Source organism: Mycolicibacterium sp. ND9-15 (assembly GCF_035918395.1).
Taxonomy (GTDB): Bacteria; Actinomycetota; Actinomycetes; order Mycobacteriales; family Mycobacteriaceae; genus Mycobacterium.
Window position 1 is genome coordinate 2187893 of the sequence record NZ_CP142362.1, and the last position, 11861, is coordinate 2199753.

The 11861-nt window shown below is 67.0% G+C and carries 12 protein-coding genes; 4 read left to right on the top strand and 8 right to left on the bottom strand.

Annotation, left to right across the window (positions count from 1 at the left end; genetic code table 11):
* The first annotated feature begins 7 nt into the window (after positions 1 to 7).
* Positions 8 to 559, top strand: coding sequence for a nicotinamidase (locus QGN32_RS10655; protein ID WP_326548526.1), 552 nt, complete (start codon positions 8 to 10; stop codon positions 557 to 559).
* Here the strand turns inward: QGN32_RS10655 and QGN32_RS10660 are convergent.
* Positions 556 to 1377: an enoyl-CoA hydratase/isomerase family protein gene (locus tag QGN32_RS10660; protein WP_326548527.1), complete on the bottom strand. Its 822-nt coding sequence runs from the start codon at positions 1375 to 1377 to the stop codon at positions 556 to 558. The genes QGN32_RS10655 and QGN32_RS10660 overlap by 4 nt on opposite strands.
* Positions 1378 to 1489: 112 nt before the next feature.
* Between QGN32_RS10660 and glgX the strand changes: the two genes are divergently transcribed.
* Positions 1490 to 3634 carry a glycogen debranching protein GlgX gene (glgX, locus tag QGN32_RS10665; protein ID WP_326548528.1) on the top strand — a complete coding sequence of 715 codons (2145 nt, stop codon included), beginning with the start codon at positions 1490 to 1492 and terminating at the stop codon, positions 3632 to 3634.
* Between the two features lie 5 nt (positions 3635 to 3639).
* On the opposite strand, the gene QGN32_RS10670 is transcribed toward glgX, so the two are convergent.
* From QGN32_RS10670 to treS, 4 genes are all read right to left on the bottom strand, one after another.
* Positions 3640 to 4020: a hypothetical protein gene (locus tag QGN32_RS10670; protein ID WP_326548529.1), complete on the bottom strand. Its 381-nt coding sequence runs from the start codon at positions 4018 to 4020 to the stop codon at positions 3640 to 3642.
* Between the two features lie 132 nt (positions 4021 to 4152).
* Complete coding sequence (locus QGN32_RS10675) at positions 4153 to 4533, bottom strand: hypothetical protein (RefSeq protein WP_326548530.1); 381 nt, start codon at positions 4531 to 4533, stop codon at positions 4153 to 4155.
* Positions 4534 to 4553: 20 nt separating this feature from the next.
* The gene (locus tag QGN32_RS10680) at positions 4554 to 5888 is read right to left on the bottom strand and encodes a maltokinase N-terminal cap-like domain-containing protein (RefSeq protein WP_326548531.1); all 1335 of its coding nucleotides are present in this window, start codon (positions 5886 to 5888) and stop codon (positions 4554 to 4556) included.
* Complete coding sequence (gene treS, locus QGN32_RS10685; protein WP_326548532.1) at positions 5888 to 7708, bottom strand: maltose alpha-D-glucosyltransferase; 1821 nt, start codon at positions 7706 to 7708, stop codon at positions 5888 to 5890. The genes QGN32_RS10680 and treS overlap by 1 nt, the downstream gene beginning before the upstream one ends.
* Positions 7709 to 7782: 74 nt before the next feature.
* Between treS and QGN32_RS10690 the strand changes: the two genes are divergently transcribed.
* A complete protein-coding gene (locus QGN32_RS10690; protein WP_326548533.1) occupies positions 7783 to 8583 on the top strand; it encodes a HugZ family pyridoxamine 5'-phosphate oxidase in 801 nt (266 codons plus the stop codon).
* A 14-nt stretch (positions 8584 to 8597) separates the two neighbouring features.
* A complete protein-coding gene (gene pyrE, locus QGN32_RS10695) occupies positions 8598 to 9170 on the top strand; it encodes an orotate phosphoribosyltransferase (RefSeq protein WP_326548534.1) in 573 nt (190 codons plus the stop codon).
* Positions 9171 to 9199: 29 nt separating this feature from the next.
* Here the strand turns inward: pyrE and QGN32_RS10700 are convergent, their stop codons facing one another.
* From QGN32_RS10700 to QGN32_RS10710, 3 genes are read right to left on the bottom strand one after another with little or no spacing between them, the layout of a single operon-like run.
* Positions 9200 to 10243 carry an ABC transporter ATP-binding protein gene (locus QGN32_RS10700; RefSeq protein WP_326548535.1) on the bottom strand — a complete coding sequence of 348 codons (1044 nt, stop codon included), beginning with the start codon at positions 10241 to 10243 and terminating at the stop codon, positions 9200 to 9202.
* Entirely contained in the window at positions 10240 to 11022 is a 783-nt protein-coding gene (locus QGN32_RS10705; RefSeq protein WP_326548536.1) for an ABC transporter permease, read from the bottom strand. Before QGN32_RS10705 ends, QGN32_RS10700 begins: the two co-directional genes overlap by 4 nt.
* Complete coding sequence (locus QGN32_RS10710) at positions 11019 to 11840, bottom strand: ABC transporter permease (RefSeq protein ID WP_326549023.1); 822 nt, start codon at positions 11838 to 11840, stop codon at positions 11019 to 11021. Before QGN32_RS10710 ends, QGN32_RS10705 begins: the two co-directional genes overlap by 4 nt.
* Positions 11841 to 11861: the final 21 nt, after the last annotated feature.

Genomic DNA, 11861 nt, shown 5'->3' on the forward strand with positions numbered 1-11861 from the left:
GAAAGGTATGAAAGCGCTGATCATCGTCGACGTCCAGAACGACTTCTGCGAGGGCGGCTCACTGGCCGTCGATGGTGGCGCCGACGTCGCCCGCGGGATCACCGAGCTGCTGGCCGGCCAGAGCGAGTACACACATGTGGTGGCCACCAAGGACTTTCACATCGACCCGGGTGACCACTTCTCCGACGACCCCGATTTCGTGAACTCATGGCCGCCGCACTGCGTCGTCGGCACCCCCGGCGCCGACTTTCACCGGCAGTTCCGGCCCGACGCGCTCGACGCCGTCTTCACCAAGGGCGAATACTCCGCGGCCTACAGCGGTTTCGAGGGGATCGACGAGAACGGCACACCGTTGACCGAATGGCTGCGCGAGCGCGGCGTCGACGAGATCGACATCGCCGGCATCGCGACCGACTACTGCGTGCGGGCGACGGCGGCCGACGCCCTTGCCAACGGTTTCACGACGCGGGTCCTATTGAGCCTGACCGCCGGCGTCGCCCCCGAGTCGACCGCGAAAGCCGTTGAGGACTTGCGCGCCGCAGGAGTGGAAATTTTTTAGCCGCCCGCTGTCGGGTCGACCGGGGTACCCGTCCACGACGGCGCTCGTCCCTGCATGAACGCACGCACACCTTCCCTGGCGTCGTCGTGCCCCATCAACCGCAAGTGGATCTCGGTTTCCCGCTTGCCGACTGCCGCCCGGTCCAGGTCGAAGGAGTCCCACAGCAGTCGCTTGCTGGCGGCCACCGACATCGGCGCGGTGTTCACGGCGATGCCGCGGGCGAGTTCCTGCGCGGCGGGCAACACCTCGTCGGCCGCCAGCACGCGGCTGGCCAGCCCGAGCTGTACCGCGCGCGCACCGTCGAAAGTTGCTCCGCCGAGCAGGATCTCGGCCGCGGTCGCGATGCCCACCAGGCGTGGCAGAATCCAGTGCGAGTACGCGTCGCCGACGACTCCGCGCCGCACCTGCACGACGCCGTAGCGGGCGTCGGCGGCGACGAACCGGATGTCGCACTGCAGCGCCAGCGTCAGCCCCAGTCCGATCGCGTGCCCGTTGACCGCGGCGATGACCGGCTTGGGCAGCGTCCAGGCGGGCACGTCGACGCCCGCGGCGCTGAAGTCCGGTCCCGGCGCGGCGAAGGTGTCCGCACCGGACGTCAGGTCGGCGCCGGCGCAGAAGGCCGGCGGGGTACCGGTCAGCACGATCACGCGGACCCTGTCGTCGCGACCGAACACCCGGTACGCGTCGGCCAACTCCTCACGCATGCCGTCGCCGACGGCGTTGCGCTGCCGCGGCCGGTTGAGGGTAACGGTGGCCACCCCCTCGTCGAAGTCGACCAGCAGTGTCCGGTAACGCGGCAGCTCGGGGCGGGCGGACACGTGTTTCTCCCTCGATCGTGTGATATTCGTGCGGAGTTGATTCTGATGCTGCCGCATCGGGCACACCCGTATCGTCTCGTTGTCCGTGTTCTGTCGTCGTCTGGAGTGAGAATTGACCCAAGCCCCCGCCCCGCAAGCCGCATCCCTGGAGGTCTGGCCGGGTAAGGCCTATCCGCTCGGAGGGACCTACGACGGGACGGGCACCAACTTCGCGGTGTTCAGCGAGGCCGCCGACAAGGTCGAACTGTGCCTGTTCGACGCGGACGGGACCGAGACCCGCGTGACGTTGCCCGAAAACGACGCGTTCGTCTGGCACGGCTTCATCCCGAACATCGAACCGGGCCAGCGGTACGGGTACCGGGTGCACGGCGCCTCCGACCCGCCGTCGGGGCAGCGCTGCAACCCGAACAAGCTGCTACTCGATCCGTACTCGAAGGCGATCGACGGCGCCTTCGACTGGAACCAATCGCTGTTCGGCTACAACTTCGGCGATCCCGACAGCCGCAACGACGACGACTCAGCGGCGAGCATGCCGAAGTCGGTGGTCATCAACCCCTACTTCGACTGGGGCAACGACCGGCCGCCGGACTACGAGTACGCCGATTCCGTCATCTACGAGGCCCACGTCAAGGGCCTGACGCAGACGCACCCCGGCATCCCCGAGAACATCCGCGGCACCTACTCCGCCGTGGCGCACCCGGTGATCATCGAACACCTGCAGTCGCTCGGCGTGACGGCCATCGAGTTGCTGCCCGTGCACCACTTCGCCAACGACTCGACGCTGATCGAAAAGGGCCTGTCCAACTACTGGGGCTACAACACGATCGGCTTCCTCGCGCCGGACTCGAAGTACAGTTCGAGCCCGAACCCGGGCGGGCAGGTGCAGGAGTTCAAGGCGATGGTGCGCGCGCTGCACGAAGCCGGCATCGAGGTGATCCTCGACGTGGTCTACAACCACACCGCGGAGGGCAACCACCTGGGCCCGACCCTGTCCATGCGGGGCATCGACAACGCCGCCTACTACCGGCTCGTCGACGACGACAAGCGCTACTACATGGACTACACCGGCACCGGCAACAGCCTCAACGTCGGGCATCCGCACTCGCTGCAGCTGATCATGGATTCGCTGCGGTACTGGGTGACCGAGATGCACGTCGACGGTTTCCGGTTCGACCTCGCCTCGACCCTGGCCCGCGAATTCTACGATGTGGACCGCCTGTCGACGTTCTTCGAACTCGTACAACAAGATCCGACGGTCAGCCAGGTCAAGCTGATCGCCGAACCGTGGGACGTCGGACCCGGTGGTTACCAGGTCGGCAACTTTCCTCCGCAGTGGACCGAGTGGAACGGCAAGTACCGTGACACGGTCCGCGACTACTGGCGGGGCGAACCGGCGACACTGGACGAATTCGCCTACCGCTTGACGGGTTCGGCCGACCTCTACGAGCAGACCGGACGGCGGCCCGTCGCGTCGATCAACTTCGTCATTGCCCACGACGGCTTCACGCTGCGAGACCTGGTGTCCTACAACGAGAAGCACAACCAGGCCAACGGCGAGGACAACAACGACGGCGAGAGCCACAACCGGTCCTGGAACTGTGGCGTGGAGGGGCCGACGGACGATCCTGAGGTCAACGCGCTACGGGCGCGCCAGCAACGCAACTTCCTTGCGACACTGCTGCTTTCGCAGGGCGTACCGATGATCGCCCACGGCGACGAGCTCGGCCGCACCCAGCAGGGAAACAACAACGTCTACTGCCAGGACAACGAACTGTCGTGGATCGACTGGGACAACCCGGACACCGATCTGATGGAGTTCACCCGCACCGTGTCGGCGCTGCGCGCGGCGCACCCGGTGTTCCGCCGCCGCCGGTTCTTCTCCGGGCGCCCGGTGCGGCAGCGCGGCAACGACGGGTTGCCCGACATCGCCTGGTTCGCACCCGACGGGTCCGAGATGAGCGACGAGGACTGGGAAACCGGCTACGCCAAGTCGATTGCGGTGTACCTCGACGGCAACGGCATCCCCGATTTGGACGTACGCGGACAGCGCATCACCGACGACTCGTTCGTGCTGTGCTTCAACGCCCACTACGAGCCGATCGAGTTCGCGATGCCGGAGCAGAAGTTCGGCGACTCCTGGGTCGCGGTGATCGAAACCGCGCCCGGCGACGACGAGGTGACACCGGTGGCCGCCGGGCAGAACGTCACCGTCCCCGCGCGGGCGGTCGTGGTGCTGCAGGCCGCGCCGGCGGAGTAGGCGCCCTACTCGACGACGGGGAAGAACGAGTCACCGTCCTCGGGGGTGCCGTCGATCTGGCCCTCGCTGCGCCCGTGTCGGTCGGGGTCGATGCTCTCCATCTGGTCGTCGGTGAGTAGTTCGGTGTCGCCGCTCGGCTCACCGATCGGCTGGTTCAGTTCGGGCTGCTCGGGCTCCTCGGCGGCGAGTTTCTCGTCGAGGCTCTCGTCGACCTCGCCGTCGGCATTGATCTTGTCGGCTTCCCGCCACCCCTCGGGCGGATCCACGGTTTCGTCACCGTCGTCGTTACGAACGTCATCGGAGTCCAACGCCTCCGTGGGGCGCAGCGTGTCACCCACGCCGCCGTCGTCGTTGGGTGAATAGTCTGGGTCCGGATTTGCGCTCACAGTAATTCGGTTGCCCACCTGCTCCGTCGCTAAACGCCGCCCGTCCTGCGGCCGGTTCCGGCCAAAACGAACTGTGAGACGGTGCTTTTACTGTCGCAATTCTTCGCGAGGGTAACCACACGCGAGGCGTCGTCATGCTCCGCCGATAGGCGCAGATGGCGTGAGCCCCGTCTTCTCGTCGAGGTATTGCAGCACGTGATGCGCGGCCAGTTCGACGTCCTTGTGTCGCCATTCGGAGGCCCGGTACACGCACGCGATGAGCCCCGAGCGGTGGAGCCGGCGGAAATCGCCGTAGACGAACGCGTAACGCGCCTTCGTCCCGTCGCGGGCACCGTCGGTGAGGCCGAGGTGCCAGCGCGCGTAGTCCTCCCACGAGTGCGCTTCGAGGTAGGTGTTCTGCGCCTCGGCGCGCGGCTGCACCTCGCCCCAGTCGCTGTCGAGCACGTACTGGCGCGCGTCGATCAGTTCCCGGGCCTTGAGGATCGCGGCGTGGTTGAGCAAGTACTTGGCCATGACCGTCGCGGTGTCTCGTGTCAACCGACGATGCGCGCGATCGACTTCAGCGGGATCGGCAGCCAGCCCGGCCGGAAACGTGCCTCGTAAGCGGCCTCGTAGACGGCCTTGTCCAACTCGTAGGCCGCCAGCACGTGCCCGGAGTCGCGTGGATCGGCGCCGGACACCTCGGCGTAGCCCTCGCAGAACGACGCGGCGTTGCGGTCCACCCACTCCCGGGCCCGCGCCCCCAATTGACGGTCGTGGTCTTCGTCGGAGGACTGCTCCATCAAGCGCTGATACGCGGCGTACTCGAAGGACCGCAGCAGCCCGGCCACATCGCGAAGCGGCGAGTCGGGTCGGCGGCGTTCCTCGAGCGGTTGACCGGGCTCGCCTTCGAAGTCGATCAGCAGCCAGCCCTCGGGGATGCGCAGCACCTGCCCGAGATGCAGGTCCCCGTGGATGCGCTGAACCGTGATCGTCTCCTCGGCGAGCTTGCGGTACCGCTCCTCGATCAGCGGTGCGTACTGCTCGAGGTCGGGCACCGCCTTGGCCGCCGACGCCAACCGCTCCAACGCGGTGTCGGTCGGGAACATGGCGGCCTGGATGCCCAGCTGGTCGGCCAGTGTCGCGTGCACCGACGCGACCGCCTCGCCGAGCCGGTAAGACTCCCCGGCGAAGTCGCCGCCCACCTCGTCGGCGTACAGGTCGCCCTCGGCGAACAGGTCGCGGGTGCTGGCGGTCGCCATATCCCAGCCTTCGGCCGAGGTGGCCGCGAACTCGGTGAGCATGCCCAGCGCGCACGGCTCGCCGTCCCAGGTCGTCTCGAAAGAGCCGAGAAGTCGCGCCACATGCGGGTTACCCGCGCGGGCCAGCACGCGGTTCAATTCGATGTCCGGGTTCGTTCCGGGCGTGAGACGGCGGAACAGCTTGAGGATCGCCTTTTCCTCGAACACCACGCTGGTGTTGCTCTGTTCGGCCGCCACCACCCGCGGTGCGGCGCCCAGCGGTAACTCGACGTCGGGTTCCTTGGCGAAGCGCACCGTGGTCTCACCGGACCCGACGGTCGCCGACGAGTCGATCAGCGACAGCAGGTACTGTGCGGCGGTGGGGTCGTAGAGCGCGTCGTAGGCGGTGCGGTCACCGTCAGCGCCGATCGTCGCGACCTCCGCGTACTCCTCGATAGGCCCGGCGTTCCAGCGCACCAGGACCTGATAGCGCTCACTGGAGCCGTCGGTGTAGGAGACGTCGAGCAGCATGAGGTCCAGGTCGTCGCGCAGACCGACGCCTGCGGCCTGCTGCACCGAGGCCAACTCGCGGCTGCGGCCGGCATACCACCGTTGATGTGGCAGCCACTCGTGAAATGGCAGGGTCATCACTGTTCTCCAAGCTCCGCGCTGGGCGCCTTCAGCGAGAACCAGTAGAAGCCGTGGCCTGGCAGGGTCAGCAGGTACGGTAACTGGCCGATACGGGGAAACTCCACGTATCCGGTCATCTCGATCGGCGTGTGTCCGTTGTAGGCCTGCAGGTTCAGTTCGATCGGCTGCGGGAAGCGGGACAGGTTGTTGACGCAGAGCACGGTGTCTTTTCTGCCCTCCTTCTCGATCTCTCGGACGTAGGTGAGTACGGACGGGTTGGACCCGCCTAACTCGTGGAAGCTGCCGATGGCGAACGCGTCGTGGCGGCTGCGCACCGCGAGCATGGTGCGGGTCCAGTTGAGCAGGGAGTTCGAGATGTCGCGTTGAGCCTCGACGTTGACCGACTGATACCCGTAGATGGCGTCCTGGTTGGGCGGTAGATACAGGCGGCCGGGAGTTGCGGTGGAGAAACCGGCGTTGCGGTCGGGCGTCCACTGCATCGGCGTGCGCACGGCGTCGCGGTCGCCGAGCCAGATGATGTCGCCCATGCCGATTTCGTCACCGTAGTACAGCACCGGTGAACCCGGCAGCGACAGCAGCAGCGCGGTGAACAACTCCATCTGGTTGCGGTCGTTGTCCAGCAGCGGCGCCAACCGTCGCCGGATCCCGACGTTGGCCTTCATCCGCGGATCCTTGGCGTACTCGGCGTACATGTAGTCGCGTTCTTCGTCGGTGACCATCTCCAACGTCAACTCGTCGTGGTTGCGCAGGAAGATGCCCCACTGCGCCATCTCCGGGATATCGGGTGTCTGCGCCAGGATTTCGGAGATCGGGAACCGCGATTCGCGACGCACAGCCATGAAGATCCGCGGCATCAGCGGAAAGTGGAACGCCATGTGGCATTCGTCGCCGCCGGTGTCCGGGTCACCGAAGTACTCGACCACGTCGGCGGGCCACTGGTTCGCCTCGGCCAGCAGCACCCGGCCCGGGTACTCGTCGTCGATCACCTTGCGGCAGTGTTTGAGGAACGCGTGTGTCTCGGGCAGGTTCTCGCAGTTGGTGCCCTCCCGCTCGAACAGGTAGGGCACCGCGTCCAGCCGGAAGCCGTCGATGCCGAGGTCGAGCCAGAACCGCAGGACGTCGAGCATCGCCTCCTGTACGGCCGGGTTGTCGTAGTTGAGATCGGGCTGGTGGCTGAAGAACCGGTGCCAGTAGAACTGGCGTCGCACCGGGTCGAAGGTCCAATTCGACTCCTCGGTGTCGACGAAGATGATCCGCGCGTCGGTGTACTTCTCGCTGGTGTCGCTCCACACGTAGAAGTCGCCGTAGGGCCCGTCCGGATCCCTGCGCGATTCCTGGAACCACGCGTGCGACTCGGAGGTGTGGTTCATGACGAGGTCGGTGATGACGCGAATACCCCGACGGTGCGCCGCGTCCAGGAGTTCGACGAAGTCGTCGACGGTGCCGAACTCCGGCAGCACCCGGTAGAAGTCGCGGATGTCGTAGCCGCCGTCGCGCAGCGGCGAATCGTAGAACGGCGGCAGCCAAAGGCAGTCCACGCCAAGCCACTTCACGTAGTCGAGTTGCTCGGTCAGTCCCCGCAGATCGCCGATGCCGTCGGAGTTCGAGTCGTAGAACGCGCGCACCAGGACCTCGTAGAAGACGGCGCGCTTGAACCACGTGCGGTCCTCGGGCAGTACCCGGGCGTGGCCGAAGTCCTCGGCGGTGGGGTGCTCGACGACACCGTCCTCGACGTGGCTGCCCTCCGCCGGGTCGTGGTCGGCGGACACGTCGGATGCTCTGACCCCGCTGTGTTGGTCCAAACGGTGTTCTTCCATACCGTGTCCAACCTACCCATGTCGCGAAGAATCGAATCGGTGGGAATTCGTGGGCACTTCGGTATCGTTCCGGCGTGGCAACACGCGATCACGGCGACCCCGGTGACGCTCCGTCCGTTCCTCCCCCGCTGACCGAAGTGGTCAATCCCGTCCGCCCGTCGGCGGCCGAGGAGGCTCGGACGATCGCCGCGTCCACCGACACCGCAACACTGGCGACACTGACCGCCGACGGCGACCCGTGGGCGTCGTTCGTGACGTACGGACTGCTCGACGGCGCGCCGGTGCTGTGCGTGTCCAACCTCGCCGAGCACGGCCGCAACCTTTTGACGGACCCGCGGGCGAGTATCGCGATCGTCGCGCCGAACCCACAGTCCGATCCGCTGGCCAGCGGCCGGATCACGCTGGCCGGCGTGGCCGGGCAGCCCACCGCCGACGAGGCCGGCGCCGCGCGCGATGCCCACCTGTCGGCCGTTGCCGCCGCCAGGTACTACATCGACTACAGCGACTTCACGCTGTGGGTGCTTCGGGTGCACCGCGTTCGCTGGGTCGGCGGCTACGGGCGGATGGACTCGGCGACGGGTGAGGCGTACACCGCGGCGCGTCCGGATCCGGTGCAACCGTACGCGGCGGGGGCCGTCGCGCATCTGAACGCCGACCACGCCGACGCTCTGGTCGCGATGGCCAAAGTGCTGGGCGGCTACCCGGACACCACGGCGGCGACCTGCACGGGCGCCGACCGCTACGGTTTGGACCTGCGGATCACCACCGACCGCGGAATGGCCTACACCCGGATCGGCTACCCCGAGCCGATCGACTCCGTCGGCGAATTGCGTTCGGCCGCCGTCGAGCTGACCCGCCTGGCGCGGCGAGGCTGAAATACCATCGGCCCATGACTGCTGAGCCTTCTTCCTCCTGGCAAGCGGCGTTCGAACTCATCGCCACCCGCGGCCACGAGCGTCGCGACGAGCCGTTCAAGTTGGCCAGCGGTCAGCTCAGCCATGACTACATCGACGGCAAGTATGCGATCGACACCGGTGAACGCTTGGCGATCGTCAGCCGCGCGGTCGCCGAACTGGCCGCGAGCCGGGGCATCGAGTTCGACGCGGTCGGCGGGCTGACGATGGGCGCCGATCCGTTGGCGCACGGTGTCGCTATGGTCACGGGCAAGGCCTGGTTCTCGGTCCGCAAGGAGCAGAAGCAGCGCGGGCGCGAACAGTGGATCGAGGGCACTCGATTGGAGCCGGGTATGCGGGTGCTGCTGGTCGACGATGTGATCAGCACCGGCGGCTCGACCGAGATCGCGTTCGACCGGGTGACCGCGGCGGGGGCGGTCGTCACCGGGGTGATCCCGATGGTGGACCGCGGCGAAATCGCCGCCAAGCGGTTCGCGGCGCGCGACGTCCCGTTCGCCGCGCTGGTCACCTACCGGGATCTCGGCATCGAGCCGGTCAAGGACGCCTAGCTCGAGACGACGAGCGGGTTGGGGGTGAGTCACCCGTCGCGAACCACCAGCACCCCGTCGGCTTCGACGGTGATGGTGACCGGGTCGCCGGGCGCGAAGACACGCGCCGCCGAGCCGGCCATCTGCGCGCTGATCACCGTGCCGTCGGGCATCGCGGCGTAGACGCGGGATATCGGCCCCAGGAACGCCACCGAGTTGACCGTCGACGTGCCGGCCGGGTCCGCGGTCACCGTCACCGCTTCCGGCCGTACCATGGCCAGCCCCGATCCCGACGCGATCGAACCCGCCAGCGTGGGCACGGACGTGTCGAGCAGCTGAGCGCGGCCGTCGGAGACCGCCGCGGGCACTTTGTTGTTCAGTCCGACGAAGTCCGCGACGAACGGCGTCGCCGGGTTGGCGTAGAGGTCCGCAGGGGCCGCCAGTTGTTCGAGCCTGCCCTGGCTCATCACCCCGACGCGGTCGGCAACCGCGAGCGCCTCCTCCTGGTCGTGCGTGACGAAGAGAGTCGTCGTACCGACTTCCAGTTGGACGCGGCGGATCTCGTCACGCAACTGCGAACGGACCTTGGCGTCCAACGCCGACAGCGGTTCGTCGAGCAGCAGTACCCGCGGCCGGATCGCCAGGGCCCGGGCCAGTGCGACGCGCTGCTGCTGCCCACCCGACAGCTCGCTTGCGTACCTGTGGGTGTGCGGGGACAGCCCGACCAGATCCAGCATCTCGCTGGCCCGAGACAGTCGCTCCCGCTTCGACTTTCCCCGCATCTTCAGTCCGAACGCGACGTTGTCGAGCACCGTCAGGTGAGGGAAGAGACTGTAGGCCTGGAACACCATGCCCATATCGCGCTTGTTCGCAGGCACGCCGCTGACATCAGTGCCGTCGACGGTCACGGTCCCGGAGGTAGCCGCCTCGAGGCCGGCGAGAATGCGCAGCGCGGTGGTTTTGCCGCAGCCGGACGGGCCCAGCAGCGCGACGAGTTCGCCGGGTTCGATGTGCAAGGTGAAGCCGTCAAGCGCCCTCACCGAACCGTAAACCCGCGTCAGCGCATCGAGCTCGACGGCGACTCCGGCGGTCATGCGGTGACTCCCTGGACTCGCCGGCGCCCGCGGGTGACCAGCGAAAGTGTGAGCAGCAGAACGAAACCCAGTAGCAGCACCGCCAACGACGCGGCGACCGAGGTCGGGCCGTCGGCCTTACCGATGGCCACGATCTGCACCTGCAAAGTCTGGAAGCCGCTGAGCGAGGCGATCGTGTACTCACCGAGCACGACGGCGATCGAGATGAACGCGGCGGACAGGATTCCCGACCAGATGTTGGGCACCACCACACGCAAGATCGTCGTCGTCCATCCGGCACCCAGCGACCGCGCCGCCTCGGTGAGCGTGCGCAGGTCGATCGACGACAGCGCCGCGTCCAGCGCGCGGTAGGCGAACGGCAACACCAGCACGATGTAGACGAACGTCAGCGTCAACGCCGATTCGCCGAGAAAGTACGTGACCCAGAGGTACACGTTGCGCATCCCGACGACGATGACCAAGGCCGGAATCGTCAACGGCAATAGGCAGAAGAATTCCAGCACCCCGCTCATCCACGACGCCCGCAGCCGCACCCAGATCATGGTCGGCAACAGGATCACCAGCATCGCGAGGACGGTGAACACCGCAAGCAGCAGGGAGACCACGATGGCCTGGTACAGCGCATCGTCGGACACCAAATTGGCCCACGCCCGAAGGGTGCGTCCCCCGGCAATCAGGTCGCGCGTGGAGAAGTCGGCCATCGCGTAGAGCGGGAACAGGAAGAACAACCCGAACGACACCCAGAGCGCACCCCGAATCAGCCTGGCCGCGCGAGTCATCGAAGCCACCTCGCCGTGCGTCGCACCAACCTGTTGTAGGCCACCATCACCACAGCCACGACGACGATCATCTCCAGCGCCAACGCGTAGGCGAAGCCGGACTGACCCAACACCACCTCGCTGGTCAGCGCCGCCCGGATCAGCAGCGGCACGATCGGGCTGCCCTGGCTGACCAGTGCGGCCGCCGTCGCGTACGCGGCAAATGCGTTGGCGAACAACAACAGCGCCGACCCCAGAAATGCCGGAGTCAACAACGGCGCGGCCACCTCGCGGAAGTACTGCAGCCGCGACGCACCCAGGCTGAGCGCCGCTTCGCGCCACTGCTTCCGCAGCCCCTCCAGGGCCGGCACGAACACGATCACCATCAGCGGAATCTGAAAGTACGTGTAGACCACGATCAGGCCGGTCAGCCCGTAGAGCCAACCCGAGGCCGCGAGGTTCCATCCGACCAGTTGTTGGACCCACAGCGTCAGCACACCGTTCAGCCCGATCGTCGCGAGGAATGCGAAAGCCAGTGCCACACCGCCGAATTGAGCCAGCACGCTGCACAGTGCCAACACCGCGCGGCGGACCATCGAGGTGGGCGGGCCGGACACGATCAGCCAGGACAGCACCGCGCCCAGGATGGCGCCGATCAGCGCGGTGCTGAACGACAACACCACGCTCTTGGCCAGTGCCGACAGCGCGGGCCCGGAGAACAACGCCTCGATACGGGTCAGGGACAGCACGCCGTCGGCGAAGAACGCGTTGACGATCACCGTGACGGTCGGAACGAGCAGGAACGTCACCACGACCGCGAGAAAGGGCACCAGCGGCAGGGTGTCTCGGGCGGCGTCGCG

Bases quoted from the DNA above. Each gene is read 5' to 3' on its own strand.
- QGN32_RS10655 (WP_326548526.1), top strand. From the start codon at position 8: ATGAAAGCGCTGATCATCGTCGACGTCCAGAACGACTTCTGCGAGGGC.
- QGN32_RS10675 (WP_326548530.1), bottom strand. From the start codon at position 4,533: ATGGCCAAGTACTTGCTCAACCACGCCGCGATCCTCAAGGCCCGGGAA.
- QGN32_RS10680 (WP_326548531.1), bottom strand. From the start codon at position 5,888: ATGACCCTGCCATTTCACGAGTGGCTGCCACATCAACGGTGGTATGCC.
- treS (WP_326548532.1), bottom strand. From the start codon at position 7,708: ATGGAAGAACACCGTTTGGACCAACACAGCGGGGTCAGAGCATCCGAC.
- pyrE (WP_326548534.1), top strand. From the start codon at position 8,598: ATGACTGCTGAGCCTTCTTCCTCCTGGCAAGCGGCGTTCGAACTCATC.
- QGN32_RS10700 (WP_326548535.1), bottom strand. From the start codon at position 10,243: ATGACCGCCGGAGTCGCCGTCGAGCTCGATGCGCTGACGCGGGTTTAC.
- QGN32_RS10705 (WP_326548536.1), bottom strand. From the start codon at position 11,022: ATGACTCGCGCGGCCAGGCTGATTCGGGGTGCGCTCTGGGTGTCGTTC.